Source organism: Tessaracoccus sp. OS52, assembly GCF_020687685.1.
In the GTDB taxonomy this organism is placed as follows: Bacteria; Actinomycetota; Actinomycetes; order Propionibacteriales; family Propionibacteriaceae; genus Arachnia.
In genome coordinates, this window is the sequence record NZ_JAJEWM010000001.1 from 1,979,952 (window position 1) to 1,999,991 (window position 20,040).

The window sequence follows — 20,040 nt, forward strand, 5'->3', positions numbered from 1 at the left end:
AGCCTTCGGATATGAAACCCGGGCGATTTATCCGCATCCTTGGGTGCGCCGTAGCAGCCGTCGGCGTCGCGGGCTGCGCCGGTGGGCCTCGTGTCCTTGAGGTCCCCGAGGGCGACGCGATGTGCGCAAAGGTCCTTTCCGGCGAAGCGGAACCCTACTGGTTCGGGGTACCGGTCTCGAACCCCGGCCAACGCCCCATCACGCTCAAGGACGTTCGGCTCGGGGAACAGGATCACCTCCTGCTGAACGAGGCCTTGGCCGTGCCCCCACTGAGACTCGATGACGGAACCATGCTCGGCGTCGGCGTCATGCAAGATCCGGCAGCGGAGAACGCCGACCTGTGGGCCGGTAGCCAACCTGTAGCCGGGTACAGCATCCCTCCCGGTGCCACTGTCCATCTGGCGCTCGCACTCTCAGTCGACGCAGCAGAAACCGGACGGGCCCGCAGCCAGATCATCACGTATCACGTCGACGGCGAACTCCGCCAGCGCGAAGCGACCTCTCGGCTGGAACTCGCCCTCACTGACGACTGCCAAACCCTCGACGAAGACCAATAGCACCTGTCCGACCAACGCGGCAGAAGCTACGTCCTCTAGATCTGCGCGCCGGTCGACGGTCTGGGCCATGTCCGACTCCAAGGCAGCCACACCAACGTTGTTGTGGGCTTGCCATTCAGCCGCGGCCTGGGGCCCCAGAGGCTGCCAGAAGAGCAGCGCGACCGAGTGCCGCCGAGACGGGCACTGAGTCCACCGTGTCTCGTAGCCGCAGCGTGGTGATGGTCACGAGGCCTTGGCTGAACGGCGTGCTGACCGTAGTGGATGCGGATCCCTGCAGCCACCCGTTGAAGAGCCCAGAGGCCACCGTTGCGGGGCGGATGGCGTTGGGAATGCCGCTGATCACGAGGTCGCCGAGGATGTCTTCGAAGGCTATGCCGAGGATGGTGTCGCCTGGGATTTGGGAGAAGGGTCCGGTGCGGTCGAGCCAGTCTGTGCGGGGTACCCAGTCGCCGTCACCGGAGCGAGACCGGAGGCTGGCGAAGGTGAGCAGTTTGAATCCTGTTCCCAGTGCACCAGGGTCTTCGGCGAGGATGAGGACTCTGCCGCCGTTGCGAGCGTAGCGCTGGGCGTTGTCGTCGAAGATCCCGGTGGCCCAGACGATCCCCGGGGCCGGGGACGCCAGATCCAAGGTCCCGGCGTCGATCGTGTCCAGGCCCAGCGCCTCCACCCAGCGTGCCAGTGCCGGGTCGGTTGTTGCGACGGTGGGCCAGTCGCGTTCGTCGGCGGCTGCGGCAGTGACGATCAGGTCGGCTTCATCGCGGGCGATGAGCGTGTCCTCTTCGTAGAGTTCGGCGACGAATGTGTAGGCGCCGGGCAGTGCGGGTGCGGCGACGACGAAGTCGTGGGTGATCCAGTCGGTCGGGTCGCCGGGCATGACGGCCACGACGGTTCCGTCGAGTGTCACACGCACCTCTCCGCTCTGGGGGGCTACGGGTTGGCCGGTTCGGGCGGGTGTGACCGTGACGGTGCAGCTGACGTGTTCTCCGGTGGCCAGCGAGTATCGCTCAGGGCGCAGGGCGATTGCCCGGGGCCCGTTGCAGAGTGCGTACTGAGCGGTGAACTGTTTGGGGGTTCGGTTCATGTCGAAGAGCCCGTTGGCCTCCCACTGGACGTCGCTGAGTTCGGTGAGGACGTATCCGCTGATGGACTGTTTCGCGCGGATGCTGGTGGTCTGGTAACGGTTCGAGACGAACTGAGCCTTCTGCAGCGCCGTGACGAGCGTGTCCCAGGTGCCGAACACCCGATCCATGCCCAGGCGGTGGAAGCGTTGCTGGAGGCCGGTGCCCTCGCCGGCCCCGTAGGCCCAGTCCGCACCCAGCGCGAACCACCAGGGTTCTTGTCCGTCTTCGTACTGGTCGAGCGCGTGGGGTAGGCCCCAGTTGCCGAATTCGGAGAGAACGAGCGGTTCGCGTCCGCTGCGGATGGCGTCCCCGTACGGGGACCAGGTCCAGTCGGGTCGGGAGGCGAACTCGTCGATGATGGTGTCCCACTCGCGTCGGGACTCGGGGATGCCGCGGTAGATGTGGTAGTCGTCGAGGTCACTCACGAGGTGGAAGTTGGGGAAGCAGGCAGAGTTGTCCACGATCAGGGATCCGGGGGCGGCGTCGCGGACGGAGCGGAAGGTGTCGTGGAGCCAGGCGCGTTGCCGTGCGCTGCCCATGTCGATACCCCAGGCTTCGTTGATCACGGTCCAGATCACGATGCTGGGATGATGGCCGTCGAGTGCGATGAGGCGGTGGAGGAGGTCGGCGCCGTCGTTGGCCCCCTCAGGAGTCCAGGTGAGCCAGCTGGGCAGTTCGGTCCAGACGAGCATGCCCAGCCGGTCGGCGATGTCGTAATAGGTGGGGTCGGGGCGTTTGATGTGGACACGCAGCATGTTGAATCCCAGGTCCCGGGCCTGGGTGAGGAACGCTTCCCACTCCTCGACGCTGCCCGGGATCGTGGACGAACCGGGGTGATAGTCCTGGTCCAGCACCGCCCTCAGTTCAAGCCGGTGCCCGTTGAAGTAGATCTCGCCGTTGCGGGTCTCGATGGTGCGGAATCCCGTGCTGAGCTGCTGAGAGTCCTCCACGCCGTGTCGTTCCAGGCGGGTGCTGACCTGGTAAAGGTTCGGGTCGCCGATCCCCCACTGCTTGGCCTCAAGCACAGGCACCTGCACGGCGACGGCCTCACCGATCACCGGCTCCTTGATGCGGGCCACCTCGTGGCCCTCGTGTTCGACGACGACGGTGACCGCTGCGTCGTCGAACGGTCCGGCCACCCGTGCGTTCACCTGGATGAGTGAACTCTCGGCGTCGGCGATGAGCCGGAGGTCCTGCAGGTGGGTGGCAGGTCGGTGTTCGAGGCGCACGGATTGCCAAATCCCGGCTGTGGTGCCGTACCAGGTCTGCTTGCCGTGCGGTATCTCAAGCTGGCCGGGGCCCTCGGCGGACCCGATCCTGGGTGGGTAGTGGACCTCGACTGTGAGGCGGTTCTCGCCTGCGTTAAGAGCGTGGGTGACGTCGAACTCGAAGGGTTCCCAGGCGCCCAGGTGGCGGCCGACTTCGACGTCGTTGAGCCAGACGACGGCCTCGTGGTTGACCCCGTCGAAGATGAGGAAGGAGGTGTCGCGCGTGCCCGGTTCCACCACGAATCGGCGGCTGTACCTGACCGAGTCGTGCGAGTCCCCGTACCCGGGGACTTGGATGGTCCACGGGCCAGGGACCTGAACCACGGTGGTCAGCTTGGGCTCGGTGTGGCCAAGGATCTCAAGGTTCCAGTCCCCGTCGAGGCTGATCGTGGGTCGGGCGACGCGCGACATTGCTACTTCCTTCAGTCGTTGGTGTGCGGTGGTCAGCGGAGGGCTTGCTCGACGCGCTGCTGTCCTTCGGTCAGGGCGGCGTCGATCTCCTTGTTGTTGAACCAGACCTCTTCCAGCTGCGAGTGGATGAGCTCCTTGATGGCCGTCCAGTTCTCCGTCTGAGGCACGAAGCGGATGTTGTTGAGCGCGGTCTCGGTGTAGAACTCCCGGTTGGGTGCCGACTGGTACTCCTGCGATTCGATCACCGAGACCCGCGGTGCGATGTGCCCTGTGGCGATGGCCCACACGTCGGTGTTGTCATAGAGGAACTTGGCGAACTCCAGTGCTGCGCGGTACTTGACCGGGTCGTTGTCGCTCTGGGCCGGCAGCACCCACATGTGGGAGGAGGCCCACACGGCCGGGGTGTCGAAGATCGTCGGGAAGTCGGTCACCGCGTAGCCGAACTCGGCCGTGGCGGAGTACTCGTTGACCACCCAGGTGCCGTTGACCAGGATCGCGGACTTCTCGTTCTTCCACTCGTCGATGGAACCGGAGTAGTCGGCGGCGGTGTGGATGTAGCCGGCTGCAATGAGTTCGTTCATCAGGGCCAGCGCTTCCTTGGCTGCGTCCGAATCGATCTGGGCGGCGCCATCGTCGGTTATCAACTCCGAGTCCTGCTGGGCGACCAGCGAGTAGAACACCCGCCAGGCCATGTCGTCGTTGGCAAAGCCCATGGACATCAGGTACTTGCCTGTCTTGTCCTTGACAGCCTTGCCCATCTCGAGGAGTTCCTCGCGGGAGGTGGGCATCATGGGCCGGCCGTCGGCGCCGATGTAGTCGGCTTCGGCGAGGATGTCGGTGTTGACGTGGGCCAGGATGGCGTGGGAGTCGAACGGCACCGCGTAAGTGGTGCCGTCCCACTGCACACTGGACTGAGCCTGTTCGGTCGCGTCGTCGAGGTCGATGCCCACGCCGGCGGCGTCGAAGCCGAGGAGCTGGCCACGCTTGGCGTAGTCACCCAGCGCATAGTCGTGCAGGTTGGCGATGTCGGCGGGGTCGCCGCCTGCGACCGACGCGTTGAAAGCGTCGTAGTACGAGTTCCAGTCCGCGCCGCCGAGCCGCTCGACGGTGATGCCGTATTCGTTCTCGGCGTTGAACTGGTTGGTGAGGATCTGGATTGCCTCACATTCCGAGCCCGCCTTCGACGGGTCGGTGACACCCGACGTCGCTTCTTCACAGTCGCCGAACATCCGCGACATGGTGATCGTGGTGCCGTCGAGCTGCTCGGGGGTCACGGCACTGATCTGCGCCGTGAGGTCACCGGTCTCCGGATCGGGTGTGGTACCGGTACCGGTACCGGTACCGCACGCGGACAACAGAAGTCCGGCGCTCAGGGCTAACGGGAGGATGGACAGGGCACGCTTCTTCATGGGGTTTCTCCTTCTACGGTGAAGCGGTGGTCAGGGTGGGGATTACTTGCCGCCGGACGTCATGCCGATCCCACGGATCAGATGGCGCTGGAAGACGATGAAGATGATGAGCAGGGGAAGGGAGCCGATCAGTCCGCGGGCCATGAGGCTGCCGAGTTCGGTGGCCTGGGCGAAGTTGCCCTGGAGTGAGGCCAGCCCGGTGGTGATGGTGAACATCTCCGCCTTCGTCGCCGACACCAGGGGCCAGAGGTAGTCGTTCCACGTCTGGACGAAGGTGAAGATGCCCAGCGCCACCATTCCGGGACGCGCCAGCGGCAGCATGATGAGGAAGAACGTCTTCCACGGGCCGGCCCCATCCACGCGGGCGGCCTCCTCAACCTCCAGCGGGATCTTGGCGTAGAACTGGGTCATCAGGAACACACCGAGCGGGGCGGCGATGCGGGGCATCACCAGCGCCTGATAGGTGTTATGCATCTGCCAGTCCGCGACCATCGTGAACAGAGGGATGAACATCGCCTCCTTGGGGATCATGAGCCCGGCGAGCACACTGGCGTAGATAAACTTCTTGCCGCGGAAGTCGATCCGGGCGAAGGCGTAGCCGGCCATGGCGCACAGGAGCACGGTCGCGAGCGTGGTGAGGATCGACACCACCGCGCTGTTGAGGAACCAGCGGCTGGTCAACCCGACGGAGAACACCCCAAGCAGATTGTCCAGCGTGAAGTCGACAGGTACGAGGCTCGTCGTGTTAGTGGTCAGGGCAGCGTTGTCGCTGAGCGACAGCGACACCATCCAGATCATCGGGATGAGCCAAACGAGGACCGCGACCACCATCGCCACGTGATAGGCGGCGGTGCCGAAGAGCCGTTTCTGCTCGCGGGGGCGGGACTGAGTCAGGGTAGAGGTGCTCACAGCGTGTCGTCCTTTCCGAGGAACCGCATCTGAACGACGGACACGATGAGCATCACGACGAAGAGGAACAGTGACATCGCCGAGGCGTAGCCGAGGTCGAAGTCGCGGAAGCCGGTGGTGTAGATGTGTCGGATCACCACCTCCGTCGACGTGCCCGGGCCGCCGCCGGTCATGATGTTGACCTGACCGAAGACCTGGAACGAGGCGATGGCCTGCATGACCATCACCAGCAGCACGACGTGGCGGATACCAGGAAGGGTCACGTGGACGAACTTGCGCCACGGGCCCGCGCCATCCAGCGACGCGGCCTCGTAGAGGGACCGGTCGACGTCCTGGAGGCCGGCGGTGAAGAGGACCAGATTGAAACCCACCGTCCACCACACCGTGGTCAGGATGATCGCTGGCATCGCCAGCTCAGGATCAGCGAGCCAGGACAACGGATCGATCCCCACATAGCCCAGCAGGCGTTGCAGAAGCCCCTGATTCGGGGAGAGGAAGTAGGCCCAGATCAAGGTGATCACCGACACCGGCAGGATGTAGGGCAGGAAGAACGCGGCCTGATACCAGGCCGATCCGCGGCGTCGGCCCTGCAGCGCCAGAGCCATCACGAGGCCCAGAATCGCGATGATGGGGGTCGAGACGGCTGTGAACCACAACGTGTTCTTCAACGCGGTCCAGAACAACGGATCGTTCCAGAACCCGGCCTCGCCAGGGTGGAAGCCCAGCAGGCCGGCCAACGCCACGATCCCTAGTACGCCCACCACCCGCCACCCCGTCAGCGCCTTGCGCCGGAGGGGGCCCAGGAGCAACAACACGGCCGCAAGCACCAGGCCGAGCCGGACCCAGAACAGGTGGAGCATCGACCACTCGATGTTCACCCCGCCAAGCATCCGCACGTAGTTATCAACGCCGATGAACTCCCGCGCCGAACCCAACAGGTCCCAGTCGAAGAAGCTCATCTGCACTGCCTGGACCACCGGGTAGATCACAGAGATCAGATACAGGGCGAGGAAGGGCGCCGTGAACGCCAACCCATGCCGCAACCCCACCTTGACCGATCGTCGCTTACGTCCCGCCGGGGCTGATCTCACCGCTGTAGCGGTTGTCGTCGTCGGCATGCACACCTCCAGATCGTCTTTGCCACGTTGCAAACTCTCAGGTGCTAGTCTGAACCTGCAACGTGGCAAAGTCAAGTGATGAGGAGAACATGACTGCGAACATCCATGATGTGGCCCAACTCGCCGGCGTTTCCCCCCGCACGGTTTCGAACGTCGTCAACGACTACGTGCACGTCAAACCAGAGACCCGAGCTCGCGTCCAAGCGGCCATCAAGGAACTGAAATACCGCCCCAACCTCTCCGCCCGCCGGCTGCGGCAAGGCCACACCAACATCCTCGGCTTCGCCGTCCCCGAACTGTCACAGCCCTACTTCGCTGAACTGTCCGAACTGGTGGAGCGCTCCGCCCAGACGCACGGCTACACCGTGATGGCACGCCAGACCGGCGGAGAACTCGCCGGTGAAACGCGCGCGCTGCGGGACTTCACCGCCCACATGGTCGACGGGCTCATCTTCTCCCCCATGAGCATGGTCAACGATGACCTCGTCGCCACTCCGCCCGAAGTGCCGACCATCCTAATCGGCGAACAGATCTCCCACTCCCACTGGCCCGCTCTGGCCATCGACAACCGCGCGGCTGCCAAGGACGTCACCCGCCACCTGCTCGCCCAGGGCAACCGCAGAATCGCCGCGCTGGGCGCATACCACAACACCGCCTACCGCAGCTCCAGCCAGCGGCTAGACGGCTACCGAGAAGCCATTACCGAGGCGGGAATCGCCCTCGACGAGAACCTGATGATCTACACAGACGAGTTCAGCCGAGAAGCCGGCCGCAACGGCGTGGCCCAGGCACTTGCCTCCGGCCTGAGGTTTGACGCGATCTTCTGCTTCACCGACCTGCTCGCGTTCGGCGCCCTCCGCGCCCTCGCCGACGCAGGCCTCCACGCCCCACACGACGTGGCCATAGCCTCCATCGACGACATCGAAGAGGCAGCCTATTCCGTTCCATCCCTGACCACGATCGCCCCGGACAAGCGAGCCATCGCAGAAGGCGCCATCACCGTGCTCCTCGACCTCATCGCAGGCGACGAGAACCCAACGGGCCACGACGACGTGCCCTACAAGATCGTCATACGGGAGAGTTCGCGTCGAGTCAGCATCACGTGAGATCCAAGCGGCAGGGGGTGGTAGCCCTTTGACTTGGCACCGCCGACCTGAGGGGCGAGGACCCGAGTCCTTCCGCTCTGCCACTCGTTGCCACACTGGCTCCCCGGGTAGGAGTCGAACCTACTTCGCTAATCCTGATTCAAAGTCAGGCGGGCCCTGCCGAAAGACCAACCGGGGAACGGCCCTCGAAAGGGCCTCCGGCCAGCTTAGTGCCTTGCCCTGCGCCCGGCCACCGGCGGCGTACTGCCCGGCCGGGAGCGAGTTTGTCCACAGCCAACCCTCCAGATGACGGCGGGCGCCCGGCGTCGACCATAGTGTTTGCAACAAGCCACTGGCGCCGAGGGAGGCCGCATGGACAAGATCAGGTGTTTCGGGTCCGGGGACCCGCTGTATGAGAAGTACCACGACGAGGAGTGGGGCCGGCCCGTCGTCGACTCCCCCGACGAGCGGGACCTGTTCGAGCGTCTGGCCCTGGAGGGCTTCCAGGCGGGGTTGAGCTGGATCACGATCCTGCGCAGGAGAGAGTCCTTCCGGAGGGCGTTCGCCGGGTTCGCACCGGCCGAGGTCGCAGCGTTCGACGAGTCCGACGTCGAGCGCCTCATGGCGGATGCGGCCATCATCCGCAACCGGGCGAAGATCGAGGCCGCCATCGGCAACGCCCGTGCACTCCTGGCGCTGCACGAAGAGGGTCGCAGGCTGGGCGACGTCGTCGCGGCCCATGCACCGGAGCCACGGGATGAGCGGCCGGAAACGTTCGACGAGGTGCCCGGCAGCACACCGGAGTCCGTGGCCCTGTCCAAGGAGTTGAAGAGGCTGGGGTTCAGGTTCGTCGGGCCCGTCACCATGTACGCCACGATGCAGGCCGTCGGCCTCGTCGACGACCACCTCGCCGGCTGTTGGCTGGTGTCAGGCGACGACGAGGGCCTCGTTGCGGCGCGATAGACCCCTTTGTCTGGCACGCTGGCCCGGTGGTTGAACTCGCTCGCACCTATCCGATGCCCCCGCATGTGGTGGCCCTCCGCTTCCTGCTGACCATCCTCGCCCGAACCGCCATCGTTTGCGGGGTGATCAGCCTGGTCGTGCTGGTCTTCGGGATCGCGGTGGAGGAAGGCGCCCTCGGGCTGGACTACGACGTCGCGCAGGGGATCGACGCGTACCTTCGGTCCTTCATGGGAATCGTGGCCCTCGGGGGCGGTTTCGGACTGGGACTCCTGGCGGCCATCGCGCACGACATCTACCGCCGGGAGCAGCGCAAGGTGCTGAACCGGGTGGTGGAAGACGGAGCGGGGCGGCGCAACGAGATCCCCGTGGACTGGCAGCGTCGTGCGATCAGTGAATCGCGGCTCGGCTCGATGATCCTATCCGGCTTCGCAGCGGTCTTGGGGCCCATCGTCGTGATCAGCGGGATCGTCATGGTCGTCGGCGACGATGACGTGCCCTTCGCGTTGGGCGCACTGGCGGTGGGAGCCGTCATGTCGTGGGTCGGCATCGTCGGACTGCGGGCGGCTTTCAGGGACAAGGGCGGAGCGGCCCAGGAACTCTGGGCGAAGAAGCTGCCGCCGCTCCATCCGAATGAACCCGCCAGAAGGTACGACTCCGACGGCAACCTCCAGAAGGTCGGTGCCCGCGAGCTGGCCGCCACCGCCGAGGCGAAGTCGGCGCTGGCTGCCGCGCCAGAGGCGGTGAGGCGCCTGGCCGGGCTAGACCGCTTGGCGGGGATCGTCATGAACCTCTCCCTGGGACTCTTCCTGGCCAGCGGCCTGATCACCACGGGCATCGTCCTGCTGCGTCAGCCCTGCCGGGAATGCGACCCCCGGACCTTCGACGTCGGCGTAGAGGCTCTGATCGACTCGGCGCTGCTGTTGACCTCGGTGCTGACCATCATCGGGGTGGGCGTGCTCGTGGCCGCCACCGTCGTGGAGGTGCTCGTGACCCTGAGGCTGCGCAGGACGTTCCTGGAGCTCGCCGCGGATCCGGACTCCCCCGCTCCCCCGTGGTACCTGCTGCGCCGGTTGTTGCTGGAGGAGGCGCCGATGCAGTCCCTCACCGGACACCTCCACACCGTCGGCGTCCTCTGCCTCGCCCTGGGCCTGACCGGGCTGGTCACCTCCGACGTCTACCCGTTCAGCGACTGGACCCGCCTCTACCCGTTGCTGTGCACCGTCGGCGGCATCCTGCTGCTGTTCCACGCGTCGGGCTGGTTCTGGCAGCGGGACCGCACCCTGCGTGAGAACGACTCGCTCCGGGAACGGTGGAACCACAGAGCTCGCACGGGAGCGTGAGAGACTGGGCAAGTGCCTGACCAATCTCCGTCGCGAGCCCGCAGGACCCGCGTCCGGATGACGTCGGCCCAGCGGCGCGAACAGCTGTTGGCCATCGCGCGCGAACTTTTCGCCCATCGCGGCTTCGAGGGCACGTCGGTGGAAGAGATCGCCGCCCGCGCGGGAGTGAGCAAACCCGTGGTCTACGAGCACTTCGGCGGCAAGGAAGGCGCCTACGCCGTCGTCGTCGACCGCGAGGTCCGGACCCTCCACGACTCCATCCGCTCAGCCCTCACCACCCCCGGCGCCGGCTCCCGCGAACTACTCGAGCGCGGCGCCCTGGCGCTGCTCGACTACATCGACACCAACCCCGACGGGTTCCGCATCCTGAGCCGGGACTCACAGATCGGCAACCCCGCCGGCTCCTTCGCGTCCATCCTCAGCGACATCGCGGTGCAGGTGGAGGACATCCTCGAAGGCGAGTTCGAACGCCTCGGCCACGACCCGCAATTCGCCGGCCTCTATGCCCAGGCCCTCGTCGGGCTCGTCGCGCAGACCGGGCAGCAGTGGCTGGAGAACCGCGAGCCCGAGCGCCTCGTCGTCGCCCGCCACCTGATCAACCTGGCCTGGAACGGGATGGCGCACCTGAAGTCGGACCCCAAACTGATCACGGAACTGAAGGACAGTCGCGGCGTCGAGGGGTGAGGATCTCGACACGTCGCCCGCTCGTTCCTCACGGGCTCCTACTCGATCAGCGGGGTGACACGTCGCCCGCTCGTTCCTCACGGGCTCCTACTCGATCAACGGGGTGACACATCGGTGGTGGAGCTGAGCAGTCGGCGGAGACCTCCGGCCAGCGCCGCTATCTCCTCGTCGCCCCAACCCGTCAGCAGCGACGACTCAAGCTCCAGCAGGGCCGTCAGCGCCTGGTCCACCAGTTCCCGCCCCTGCTCGGTCAGCGCGACGACGGCCGCGCGGCCGTCGCTGGGGTCGGGCTCGCGCGTCACGAGCCCGCGGCCCCGCAGCCTGTCGATCCGGTTGGTCATGGTGCCGGAGGTGACGTGGGTCTCCCGCAGCAACTGCCCGGGCGAGAGCTGGTAGGGATCCCCGGCCTTGCGCAGCGCCGCCAGGACGTCGAACTCCCAGTTCTCCAGGCCGCTGGCGGCGAATGAACGCTTCCGGTGCTCATCGAGGACACCGGCGAGGCGGTGGATGCGCGACCAGACCTCCATCGGGGAGACGGTCAGCTCGGGGCGCTCACGTCGCCAGGCCGCGACGACGTCGTCGACCTCATCCTGTGGCCGGGGACGATCCGCCATGCTCAGCCCACCACCCTTGTGCCAGGGACCGGTCCACTGGCGCTGCGGACCGCCCGTACGCCGCTGAACACTCCGAGCGCCTCCTCCACGGCCGCCGCCTGTTCAGCGGTGGCGGAAAGGAAGGCACAGGTGGGGCCGGAACCGCTGACCACCGCGCCCAGCGCGCCCGCGTCGAGCCCGATCTCGAGGGTGTTGGCGAGCGTGGGCAGCAGCCGGAGGGCAGGTTCCGCGAGGTCGTTGACAAGCGCGGCGCCGACGGCCGCGATGTCGCCGGCGGCGAGCGCGCGCGTGAGTTCCTCGGGGATGTCGGTGGGGCGCGGGCCGCTCAGCTGGTCGAACTCCTTGAACACGGTCGGGGTGGAGAGCCCGGTGTGGGAAAGGGCCAGGGTCCAGTGGTAGGTGCCCCGCGTCGGCAGCGGCTCCAGCTGGTCTCCGCGCCCCCAGCCGTGCGCGGTGCCGCCCAGCAGCATGAAGGGCACGTCGGCGCCCAGCTCTGACCCCAGCCGGCGCAGTTCGTCGTCGGAGGCGCCCACCCCCCACAGCTCGTTGCACGCCACCAGGACGGCGGCGGCGTCGGCGGAACCGCCGGCCATGCCGCCCGCGACGGGGATCCGTTTGCGCACCAGGAGCCTGACGCCCGCGTCCCTCACGTTGTGGCGATGCGCCAGCAGCTTCGCGGCTCGCATGGCGAGGTTGGTGTCGTCGGTGGGCAGGAAGGCCGAGCCCTCACCGCGGAAGGCCAGGGCGAACTTCCCAGCGGGCGCCCGCTCAGCGGTGACCTCGTCGAACAGTGAGAGCGCCTGAAAGACCGTACCGAGGCTGTGATAGCCCTCGGCATCGGTCGCACCGACGCGGAGGGCGAGGTTGACCTTTGCGGGCACACGGACCCGCACGGCAGCGCTCACAGGATGAAACCTAGCGCACCCACGCTCCACGGGCCGCGAGCTCGGAAGCGATCCGGGCGAACTGCTCCACGGCCAGCACCTCACCCCTGACGGTGGGCTCGATGCCCGCCGCCTCGATGGCCTCCGAGGCCACCGGGCCGACGACGGCGCCGAGCGCCGCTCGCAGCATCTTGCGGCGCTGCGCGAAGGCCGCGTCGATGACGGCGAACACCTGTTCCCGGGTGGCGTCGGTCTCCGGTGGGTCCCGACGCTCGATCCGAACCAGCCCCGACTCGACGTTCGGCACCGGCCAGAACACCTTCGGGGGCACCGTCCCCACCCTGCTGGACGAGGCGTACCAGGCCAGCTTGGCGCTGGGCACGCCATAGGTCTTGCTGCCCGGTTGCGCGACCAGCCGGTCGGCCACCTCCAGCTGGACCATCACGAGACCGGTCCGCCAGGACTGGAACCGCGCCAGGAGGTGGAGGATCACGGGCACCGAGACGTTGTAGGGCAGGTTCGCCACCACCGCCGTCGGCTCCTGGCCCGGCAGGTCCTCCACGCCCAGGGCGTCCGCCGCGACGACGTGCAGCCGCTCAGCCGCCTCCGCCCCGAGCCGTTCAGCGACCGTCTGCGGCAGTCGCTCCGCGAGCCGCTCGTCGATCTCCACCACGGTGACGGCCCTCGCCTGCTCCAGGAGCCCCAGCGTCAGCGACCCCAGGCCCGGGCCGATCTCCAGCACGACGTCGTCGGGCCCGATCCCGGACAGCGAGACAATGCGGCGCACGGTGTTGGGGTCGATGACGAAGTTCTGCCCCCGCTGCTTGGTGGGCCGCAGGTCCAGTTCGGCTGCGATCCGGCGAACCGAATGGGGATCCAGCAACCCGACCTCAGGCATCGGGCTCCCCCCACGGACCACCGAAGGCCGCGAAGGTGTTGGCCAGCACGGCGTCGCAGAACTGGACCAACTCGACGTCGAGGAGCTCGGCGAGGAACCGGACCGTGTGCGGCAGCAGGTAGGGGGCGTTGTGCTTGCCGCGTTCGGGCTTGGGCGTCAGGAACGGGGCATCGGTCTCCACCAGGACCTTCTCCAACGGCGTGATCTCCGCTGCCTCCCGGAGGTTCTCCGCGCTCGCGAACGTAACGACGCCCGGGTAGCTCAGCCAGAACCCACGCTCCAGGCATTCCTGGGCGAAGTCGACGTCGCCGGAGAAGCAGTGCATCACCACCCGCGCCGGCGCGCCCTCGTCGTCGATGACGCGCAGCACGTCGGCGTGGGCGTCGCGGTCGTGCACCACCAGCGTCAGGTCCAGTTCACGCGCCAGCGCGATGTGCCAACGGAACGACTCCTCCTGGGCGCGCCTGCCTTCGGGCTCCCTGGTCCGGTAGTGGTCCAGGCCGGTCTCCCCGATGGCCCGCACCCCGGCGGCGGAGGCCAGCGGCCGCAGCGCCTGCAGTTCAGCGGTGAGCGCGGGCTGGCCGCCGCTGAGGAAGGTGCGGGCGGCGTCGTTCGGGTGCAGCGCGACGGTGGCCACCACCGTCGGCTCCCGGTTGGCGAGTTCCACAGCGAACCGGGACGACGCGACGTCGCAGCCCACCTGCACGACCCGGCTCACTCCCACCTGGGCGGCCAGCCGCAGCGAGTCGGCCGGCTGCAGGCCCGAGTACTCGGTGGTGGTGTCCAGGTGGGTGTGGTTGTCCGCCACCGGCCGGGGCAGCGCCTCCGGCAGCCGTGGCAGGCCCAGCTCCTCCAGCACGTTCACTTGGTTTCCTTCCCCGGCTTCGGTGGCCGTGCCGCGAGCGCGGCCTCATAGAGTTCCTTGCGGTTGGCTCCGGTGACCTCGGCGACGATACGTACCGCCGCAGACAGTTTGTCACCGTCGGCCACCCGGGCCGACACCAGCTCCAGCGCGTCTTCCAGCGACGCCTCCCGCGCGGCCGCCCCCGCGACGACGACGGTCACCTCGCCACGCACGCCGTCGGCGGCCCACTCGGCCAGCTCCGCGAGGGAACCGCGCACCACCTCCTCGAAGGGCTTGGTCAGTTCCCGGCAGACGACGGCGGCCCGGTCCGCGCCCAGCGCGGCGGCCGCCGTGGCCAGGAACTCGGCCAGCCGGTGCGGCGCCTCGAAGAACACCATCGTGCGCTCCTCTGCCCGCAGCGAATCCAGCCGCGAGCGTCGCTGGCCCTCCTTGCGGGGCAGGAACCCCTCGAAGCAGAACCGGTCCGTGGGCAGTCCGGAGACGGCCAGGGCGGTGAGTGCCGCCGACGGGCCCGGCACCGCGGTCACCCGCAGGCCGCGCTCGATGCAGGCGGTCACCGCCCGGAAACCGGGGTCGCTCACCGAGGGCATCCCGGCGTCGGTGACCAGCGCCACCTGCGCACCGGCCGCAACGGCCTCGACCAGTTCGGCGGTCCGGGTGGCCTCGTTGCCCTCGAAGTAGGACACGACCCGCCCCGTCGCCTCCACCCCCAGCCGGCGCAGCAGGGTGGCGAACCTGCGGGTGTCCTCGGCGGCGATCAGGTCGGCCGAGGCGAGCAGGGATCGCAGGGCCGCACTGGCGTCGAGGTGCGAGCCGATGGGCGTGGCTGCCAGGACGAGCGCTCCGGCTGGCGGGGTAGTCATGTCATCACCCTAGAATGCCTCTCGTGCTGACAACCGTTGAGGCGCTCGACGACGGGCGATTGACCGACCGCCGGGCAGCCTGGCTCGTGACGTTGGGGATCACGGCCTTCGCTTTCGTGCTCCGGTTGTACAACCTGGGTTTCCCCCGGACGATCATGTTCGACGAGACGTACTACGCCAAGGACGCCTACACAATCGCGCGGGTCGGCTACGAACTGGACTGGGCCGAGGGCGACGAGATCAACACCCAGTTCGCCAACGGTGACTTCTCCGGCATGCTGCTGGACAAGCCGTCCTTCGTGGTCCATCCCCCGCTGGGCAAGCTCCTCATCGGCTGGGGCGCCGAACCCTTCGGCTGGGGAGCGTTCGGCTGGCGGTTCGCCGCTGCCGTGTTCGGTGCCCTGATGGTGCTCCTGGTCATCCGCATGGCGCGTCGGCTGTCCCGCTCCACGCTCGTCGGCGCCATAGCCGGCGTGCTGGTGACCTTCGACGGGCTCGCCTTCGTGATGAGCCGGATCGCCCTGCTCGACATCTTCCAGGCAACTTTCGCCGTCGCCGCCGTGGCCGCCCTGGTGGCGGACCGGGACTGGTTCAGACACAGACTCGCCGACTGGCTCCGGAAGAAGGACCTCCCGGACCTGGGCGGCAGGTTCGGCCCGCTCATGCTGTGGCGTCCCTGGCGGATCGTGGCCGGGATCATGTTCGGCGCGTCCTGTGCAGTGAAGTGGAACACCGTCTACATGATCGCCGTGTTCGGCATCCTGACCGTGGTGTGGGACCTGGGCGCCAGACGCCTGGCAGGCGGCGGCGGGTCCAGGAAGTACCTGTTGTCACTCCTGGCCGACGCCCCGGCCGCCTTCGTGCAGCTCGTCGTGGTGGCCATCCCCGTCTACATCGCGTCCTGGTACCGGTGGCTCACCACCACCGGCGGCTACTCGCGCGACTTCGGCCTGAACAACCCCGACGACCCGGTGGTGCGCCGCTTCGGGGAGGCGCTCGGGTCGCTGTGGAACTATCACGTCGCCGCCTACAACTTCCACACCGGTGACGGCATGAAGGAAGCCACCCACACCTACGAGGGCCATCCGGCGGGGTGGCTCGTGATGGCCCGCCCCATCGGAATCCACGCCGAGAACGGCATCGAGCCGGGACAGCAGGGCTGTGAGGCCGTCGGCACCACCTGCCTGCGCGTCGTGTCCGCGATGGGAACCCCGCTGCTGTGGTGGCTCGCCGCCGCCGCCCTGGTGGCGGCCCTGTGGTTCTGGCTGGGGAGAAGGGACTGGCGCTTCGCGGTCCCCGTCCTCGCCGTCGCCTCCGTGTGGCTGCCCTGGTTCCAGTACGCCGAACGCCCGCTGTTCTTCTTCTACGCCATCATGATCGTCCCGTTCACGGCGACGGGGCTGGCCATGGTGATGGGCCGGTACCTGGGCCCCGCCAACGGTCCGCAGCGGCGCATCCGTGCCATGTACGTGGGCATCGCCATCGGTCTGGTGGTGCTGAACTTCGCCTTCATCTACCCGGTGCTCACCGCGGACCTCATGACGCGGCCCCAGTGGCTGATGCGGATGTGGTTCGGCACCTGGATCTGAGCTTGGAGGATCAGAGCCCCACTCGCCTGCTCAGCCCGCGCGCCCTCGCGCGCAGCCGGGACGACATCGGCAGCGCGTTGCGGTGGTGGGCCCGCTCCAGGCCCAGCATCAGCGCCGCCAGGTAGGTGCCACTGGCGGTGCCGTTCATGAGCTCACCGCGGCCGTTGCCGCGGGCGTAGTACCCGCCCGGGATGGCTGAGGCCCCGGCAACCGGGCGGCCGTGGTCGCTCGGGTCGATCACGAGCCTGCCGCTGCGCAGGTCCCTGCCGCCCTGTGCCCAGACCCAGCGCTCGAGTTCGGCGGTGGCCCCGGCGATGGTGGCAGACGTGCACTTGGGCCCGTAGGCGACGACCTCATCGCCGTCGGGGCGAATGAGCCAGACGGGAGGACCGGCGGTCAGCGTGACGACGTCGGGCACCTCGTCGGCGACGAACCGGACGCGCGGCACGAACTGCGCGGGCCCGATTCCCGCGAGCTGACCCCAGGGGCTGACTCCCAGGGTGTCGATCACCGCGACCGCCAGCATCGAGTACGCCTCTCGGGCCCAGGCGAGGTTCGGGCGCGAGGTGACGACGGTGGCGCCGTCGCGGCGCTGGAGGTGGGTGACGGTGAGGTCGTGCCGGATGTCGGCGCCCGCCCCCGCGGCCTGCCGGGCCAGCGCGCTGCCGTAGCTCGCCGGGTCCAGGACGATGGCCTCGGAGACCAGACCCGCGGTCGCCAGGCGGCGCTCGTGCGGCTGGAGGATCCTCGCCCCCGCGCCCGCGGACTCCAGGAGTTCCACGACGCGATGAAGTTCGCGGTCGAGGGCCACGCCCAGCGAGTGGTCGTGCAGGGGGATCATCGCGTGGGGCACGCCCCCGGCGTCGATGACCCGCCGGATCTCCTGCAGGCCGGCGAGGTTGCGGTCGACGTGCTCCCGGGCGGCCTCCGGCCCGTAGGCCGCTGACATGGTGGCCACGGTGCTGCTGTGGGCGCAGGCCGCCATGCCGTGCCCCACCGCCACCGAGACCCCCTCGGGGTTCGGGTCCAGCACCACCACGTCGAACCCCTCGGCCGCCAGCCGGCGCGCGGCGGTCAGGCCCGCGACGGTCGCCCCCACCACCACCACGTCGTGCACCATGCGACCACCCTAGACCCGGTAGCATTCTGCGGACGGAAGGAACCAGCCGATGCTCGGATGGAAGCTGCACAACAACGGGAACCTGCTGCCGGGCGCGGTGGTCATGCCACGCGAACGTCTCGGCTGGGGCCGCACCATCGGGCTGGGCGCCCAGCACGTGGTGGCCATGTTCGGCGCCACGTTCGTGTTCCCGCTCCTCATGGGACTCAATCCACAGCTCGCCGTGATGATGAGCGGCGTCGCGACGCTGGTGTTCCTGTTCGCCGTCAACCACCGCGTCCCCAGCTACCTGGGCTCCAGCGCCTCCTTCGTCGGCGTGGCGACGGCGGTCTACGGCATCGGCGGGAACCCGGCGGACCTCACGGGCGCGCTGTTCGTCGTCGGGCTGACCCTGTTCATGGTGGGCATCATCATCCACTTCGCAGGCGCACGCGTCATCCACCGCGCGCTGCCTCCGGTGGTGACGGGCGCCGTCGTCATGCTCATCGGCTTCAACCTGGCGCCCGTGGTGGCGAGCGTCTACTGGCCGCAGGACCCGTGGCTGGCCTTCGTCGTCATGCTGATCGTGATCGGGCTCAGCGTGGGCCTGCGCGGCTTCATGGGCCGGATTGCGATCTTCCTGTCCCTGCTGGTGGGCTACGTGCTGGGCTGGGTCTTCGACGTCGCCTTCGGCCCGATGCGCACCACCGCCGCCGACGGGACCGTCACCGAGAAGCTCCGCGTCGACTGGAGCGGCGTAATGGAGGCGAACTGGTTCGGCCTCCCCCCGATGACCGACCTGGCCAACTGGACCCTCGGCAGCGTGGACAACGTCGTCGGGTTCCACCTCCCCAGCTTCAACCTGGCCGCCATCGTCATCGCGCTGCCCGTGGTCATCGCCCTCATCGCCGAGAACACCGGCCACGTCAAGGCCGTCGCGGAGATGACCGGTGAGGACCTGGACCCGGTGATGGGCCGTGCCATCGCGGCCGACGGAGCCGGCTCCATGGTCGCCACCCTCGTCGGCGCCGGACCCACCACCACCTACGCCGAGAACATCGGCGTCATGGCGGCCACCCGGGTCTACTCCACCGCGGCCTACGTCGTCGCCGCGCTCGTTGCCATCCTCTTCGGCCTCTCCCCCAAGTTCGGGGCTGCCATCTCGGCGACGCCGGGCGCGGTGCTGGGCGGCATCACCGTCGTCCTCTACGGCATGATCGGCCTGCTCGGAGCGAAGATCTGGAAGGAGAACAACGTCGACTTCGGCAACCCGATCAACCTCATCCCGGCCGCGGCGGGCATCATCATCGGGATCGGCGACGTGCAGCTGCCCATCGGTGACAACTTCACCCTCGGCGGCATCGCGCTGGGCACGATCGTGACCATCGGCATCTACCACGTCGCGCGCGTCATCGCGCCCCGCGAACTCCGCGAGGCCGCCGACGGCGCGACCCTGATCTACGACTCCCCCGGCATCTATGCCGACGAGGACGCAACCGACACCCCGCGCTGAGGGCCGCTCAGACGAAGATGATCTGGCCGCCCTCGGAGATCTCCATGAAGTCGGTGGCCGAGATGACGTCCTCGACGCCCTCGTAGAGGTCCGCCATGTCCAGTCCGAACATGTCGTAGCTCATGCGGCAGCCCCAGAGATGCCCCCCGGATGCGCTGATGATGTCAAGCATCTCCCGCACCGTCGGGATCTCCAGGTCCTCCAACTGACCACGCATCATTCGGGTGGCCATCCCGGTCATGCCCGGGATCATCCCCGCGAACGACGGGATGGGCAGCCGCGGTGCCTGCGGCAGATGCATGGCGGTGTTGCCCAGCATGGTGAACTTCAGGTCGTCCATCCGGGACTCGGTGACCATGTCGAAGCCCCAGAAGGTGAAGAACATGTGGGTCTCGATGCCCTCACCGAGAGCCGCGTTGGCCAGGACGAGGCCGGGGTAGGCCATGTCCAGGTTGCCCTTGCTGCAGATGATGACGAGCTTGCGTGTCTTGGTCTCGGTTTCGCTCATTTCGGCTCCTTGTTGGTTCGGCTGCCTAGACGCAGCCCCTGGGCTTCGGCAGCCCAGCGATGTAGGACATCTTCTTGGCGGGTTTTCCGGGGAAGAGCTTGAACAGCTGCTTCATGTCGAAGCCCCCGACGGCGCTCACGCGGCGAAGGGTCGCCGTCTCCCCGCGCCCGGGGAAGTCGGCGCGCAGGAACCGCAGGACGGCCCAGTGCTCCTCGGACAGGTCCTGACCGATGAGTCGGGCGAGTTCTGCCCCGAGCTTCTCGTCCCACTGGTCGTAGGCCACCAGGAAACCCTCGTCGTTGACGTCGATGGGCCGGTTGGCGATGAGTGTGGTTGGCATCC

The 20,040-nt window shown here is 67.8% G+C and carries 19 protein-coding genes and 1 tRNA gene; 7 read left to right on the forward strand and 13 right to left on the reverse strand.

The features are described from left to right. Window positions 1-11 precede the first annotated feature (11 nt). Complete coding sequence (locus tag LKO27_RS09375) at window positions 12-557, forward strand: hypothetical protein (protein ID WP_227737128.1); 546 nt, start codon at window positions 12-14, stop codon at window positions 555-557. A gap of 115 nt (window positions 558-672) precedes the next feature. Here LKO27_RS09375 and LKO27_RS09380 read toward each other — a convergent pair whose 3' ends face one another. Genes LKO27_RS09380 through LKO27_RS09395 form a run of 4 tightly spaced genes read right to left on the reverse strand, consistent with a single transcriptional unit; the run spans window position 673 to window position 6,793 of the window. Next, entirely contained in the window at window positions 673-3,357 is a 2,685-nt protein-coding gene (locus LKO27_RS09380) for a glycoside hydrolase family 2 protein (protein WP_227737129.1), read from the reverse strand. A 32-nt stretch (window positions 3,358-3,389) separates the two neighbouring features. Further along, complete coding sequence (locus tag LKO27_RS09385; protein ID WP_227737130.1) at window positions 3,390-4,766, reverse strand: extracellular solute-binding protein; 1,377 nt, start codon at window positions 4,764-4,766, stop codon at window positions 3,390-3,392. A 42-nt stretch (window positions 4,767-4,808) separates the two neighbouring features. After that, window positions 4,809-5,675, reverse strand: a complete 867-nt coding sequence (locus LKO27_RS09390; RefSeq protein WP_227737131.1) for a carbohydrate ABC transporter permease — start codon at window positions 5,673-5,675, stop codon at window positions 4,809-4,811. After that, the gene (locus LKO27_RS09395) at window positions 5,672-6,793 is read right to left on the reverse strand and encodes a carbohydrate ABC transporter permease (RefSeq protein WP_227737132.1); all 1,122 of its coding nucleotides are present in this window, start codon (window positions 6,791-6,793) and stop codon (window positions 5,672-5,674) included. The genes LKO27_RS09390 and LKO27_RS09395 overlap by 4 nt, the downstream gene beginning before the upstream one ends. Before the next feature lie 89 nt (window positions 6,794-6,882). On the opposite strand from LKO27_RS09395, the gene LKO27_RS09400 reads away from it, so the two are divergent. Beyond that, a complete protein-coding gene (locus LKO27_RS09400; RefSeq protein WP_227737133.1) occupies window positions 6,883-7,899 on the forward strand; it encodes a LacI family DNA-binding transcriptional regulator in 1,017 nt (338 codons plus the stop codon). A 96-nt stretch (window positions 7,900-7,995) separates the two neighbouring features. Here LKO27_RS09400 and LKO27_RS09405 read toward each other — a convergent pair. After that, window positions 7,996-8,077 (reverse strand) — tRNA-Gln (locus LKO27_RS09405). A gap of 173 nt (window positions 8,078-8,250) precedes the next feature. On the opposite strand from LKO27_RS09405, the gene LKO27_RS09410 reads away from it, so the two are divergent. From LKO27_RS09410 to LKO27_RS09420, 3 genes are read left to right on the forward strand one after another with little or no spacing between them, the layout of a single operon-like run. Further along, window positions 8,251-8,841, forward strand: coding sequence for a DNA-3-methyladenine glycosylase I (locus tag LKO27_RS09410; protein WP_227737134.1), 591 nt, complete (start codon window positions 8,251-8,253; stop codon window positions 8,839-8,841). 26 nt (window positions 8,842-8,867) lie between these two features. Further along, window positions 8,868-10,181, forward strand: coding sequence for a hypothetical protein (locus LKO27_RS09415; RefSeq protein WP_227737135.1), 1,314 nt, complete (start codon window positions 8,868-8,870; stop codon window positions 10,179-10,181). Window positions 10,182-10,238: 57 nt separating this feature from the next. Next, window positions 10,239-10,865 carry a TetR/AcrR family transcriptional regulator gene (locus tag LKO27_RS09420; RefSeq protein WP_227737270.1) on the forward strand — a complete coding sequence of 209 codons (627 nt, stop codon included), beginning with the start codon at window positions 10,239-10,241 and terminating at the stop codon, window positions 10,863-10,865. Window positions 10,866-10,960: 95 nt separating this feature from the next. Here the strand turns inward: LKO27_RS09420 and LKO27_RS09425 are convergent, their stop codons facing one another. The 5 genes from LKO27_RS09425 to rsmI are packed head-to-tail and all read right to left on the reverse strand — an operon-like array spanning window position 10,961 to window position 14,989. Beyond that, a complete protein-coding gene (locus tag LKO27_RS09425; protein WP_304650892.1) occupies window positions 10,961-11,479 on the reverse strand; it encodes a MarR family winged helix-turn-helix transcriptional regulator in 519 nt (172 codons plus the stop codon). Between the two features lie 2 nt (window positions 11,480-11,481). Beyond that, entirely contained in the window at window positions 11,482-12,384 is a 903-nt protein-coding gene (locus tag LKO27_RS09430) for a 4-(cytidine 5'-diphospho)-2-C-methyl-D-erythritol kinase (protein WP_227737136.1), read from the reverse strand. 10 nt (window positions 12,385-12,394) lie between these two features. Further along, window positions 12,395-13,261 (reverse strand): 16S rRNA (adenine(1518)-N(6)/adenine(1519)-N(6))-dimethyltransferase RsmA, encoded by an 867-nt coding sequence (gene rsmA / locus LKO27_RS09435; RefSeq protein WP_227737137.1) that lies wholly within the window; start codon window positions 13,259-13,261, stop codon window positions 12,395-12,397. Next, window positions 13,254-14,126, reverse strand: coding sequence for a TatD family hydrolase (locus LKO27_RS09440; RefSeq protein WP_227737138.1), 873 nt, complete (start codon window positions 14,124-14,126; stop codon window positions 13,254-13,256). Before LKO27_RS09440 ends, rsmA begins: the two co-directional genes overlap by 8 nt. Further along, on the reverse strand, window positions 14,123-14,989 hold the full coding sequence (rsmI, locus tag LKO27_RS09445; protein ID WP_227737139.1) for a 16S rRNA (cytidine(1402)-2'-O)-methyltransferase: 867 nt from the start codon (window positions 14,987-14,989) through the stop codon (window positions 14,123-14,125). The genes LKO27_RS09440 and rsmI overlap by 4 nt, the downstream gene beginning before the upstream one ends. A gap of 26 nt (window positions 14,990-15,015) precedes the next feature. Between rsmI and LKO27_RS09450 the strand changes: the two genes are divergently transcribed. After that, the gene (locus LKO27_RS09450) at window positions 15,016-16,578 is read left to right on the forward strand and encodes a dolichyl-phosphate-mannose--protein mannosyltransferase (RefSeq protein ID WP_227737271.1); all 1,563 of its coding nucleotides are present in this window, start codon (window positions 15,016-15,018) and stop codon (window positions 16,576-16,578) included. 10 nt (window positions 16,579-16,588) lie between these two features. Here the strand turns inward: LKO27_RS09450 and LKO27_RS09455 are convergent, their stop codons facing one another. After that, complete coding sequence (locus LKO27_RS09455) at window positions 16,589-17,698, reverse strand: FAD-dependent oxidoreductase (protein ID WP_227737140.1); 1,110 nt, start codon at window positions 17,696-17,698, stop codon at window positions 16,589-16,591. A gap of 49 nt (window positions 17,699-17,747) precedes the next feature. Between LKO27_RS09455 and LKO27_RS09460 the strand changes: the two genes are divergently transcribed. Beyond that, window positions 17,748-19,190 (forward strand): uracil-xanthine permease family protein, encoded by a 1,443-nt coding sequence (locus LKO27_RS09460; protein ID WP_227737141.1) that lies wholly within the window; start codon window positions 17,748-17,750, stop codon window positions 19,188-19,190. A gap of 7 nt (window positions 19,191-19,197) precedes the next feature. Here the strand turns inward: LKO27_RS09460 and LKO27_RS09465 are convergent, their stop codons facing one another. Both LKO27_RS09465 and LKO27_RS09470 read right to left on the reverse strand, forming a co-directional pair. Then, complete coding sequence (locus LKO27_RS09465) at window positions 19,198-19,698, reverse strand: DsrE/DsrF/DrsH-like family protein (protein ID WP_227737142.1); 501 nt, start codon at window positions 19,696-19,698, stop codon at window positions 19,198-19,200. Between the two features lie 25 nt (window positions 19,699-19,723). Next, the gene (locus LKO27_RS09470; RefSeq protein ID WP_227737143.1) at window positions 19,724-20,038 is read right to left on the reverse strand and encodes a TusE/DsrC/DsvC family sulfur relay protein; all 315 of its coding nucleotides are present in this window, start codon (window positions 20,036-20,038) and stop codon (window positions 19,724-19,726) included. Window positions 20,039-20,040 lie beyond the last annotated feature (2 nt).

Coding starts and splice junctions, on each gene's coding strand:
- LKO27_RS09375 (WP_227737128.1), top strand. CDS start 12: ATGAAACCCGGGCGATTTATCCGCATCCTTGGGTGCGCCGTAGCAGCC.
- LKO27_RS09395 (WP_227737132.1), bottom strand. CDS start 6,793: ATGCCGACGACGACAACCGCTACAGCGGTGAGATCAGCCCCGGCGGGA.
- LKO27_RS09425 (WP_304650892.1), bottom strand. CDS start 11,479: ATGGCGGATCGTCCCCGGCCACAGGATGAGGTCGACGACGTCGTCGCG.
- LKO27_RS09385 (WP_227737130.1), bottom strand. CDS start 4,766: ATGAAGAAGCGTGCCCTGTCCATCCTCCCGTTAGCCCTGAGCGCCGGA.
- LKO27_RS09465 (WP_227737142.1), bottom strand. CDS start 19,698: ATGAGCGAAACCGAGACCAAGACACGCAAGCTCGTCATCATCTGCAGC.
- LKO27_RS09380 (WP_227737129.1), bottom strand. CDS start 3,357: ATGTCGCGCGTCGCCCGACCCACGATCAGCCTCGACGGGGACTGGAAC.
- LKO27_RS09460 (WP_227737141.1), top strand. CDS start 17,748: ATGCTCGGATGGAAGCTGCACAACAACGGGAACCTGCTGCCGGGCGCG.
- LKO27_RS09455 (WP_227737140.1), bottom strand. CDS start 17,698: ATGGTGCACGACGTGGTGGTGGTGGGGGCGACCGTCGCGGGCCTGACC.
- LKO27_RS09420 (WP_227737270.1), top strand. CDS start 10,239: ATGACGTCGGCCCAGCGGCGCGAACAGCTGTTGGCCATCGCGCGCGAA.
- LKO27_RS09410 (WP_227737134.1), top strand. CDS start 8,251: ATGGACAAGATCAGGTGTTTCGGGTCCGGGGACCCGCTGTATGAGAAG.
- rsmA (WP_227737137.1), bottom strand. CDS start 13,261: ATGCCTGAGGTCGGGTTGCTGGATCCCCATTCGGTTCGCCGGATCGCA.
- rsmI (WP_227737139.1), bottom strand. CDS start 14,989: ATGACTACCCCGCCAGCCGGAGCGCTCGTCCTGGCAGCCACGCCCATC.
- LKO27_RS09470 (WP_227737143.1), bottom strand. CDS start 20,038: ATGCCAACCACACTCATCGCCAACCGGCCCATCGACGTCAACGACGAG.
- LKO27_RS09400 (WP_227737133.1), top strand. CDS start 6,883: ATGACTGCGAACATCCATGATGTGGCCCAACTCGCCGGCGTTTCCCCC.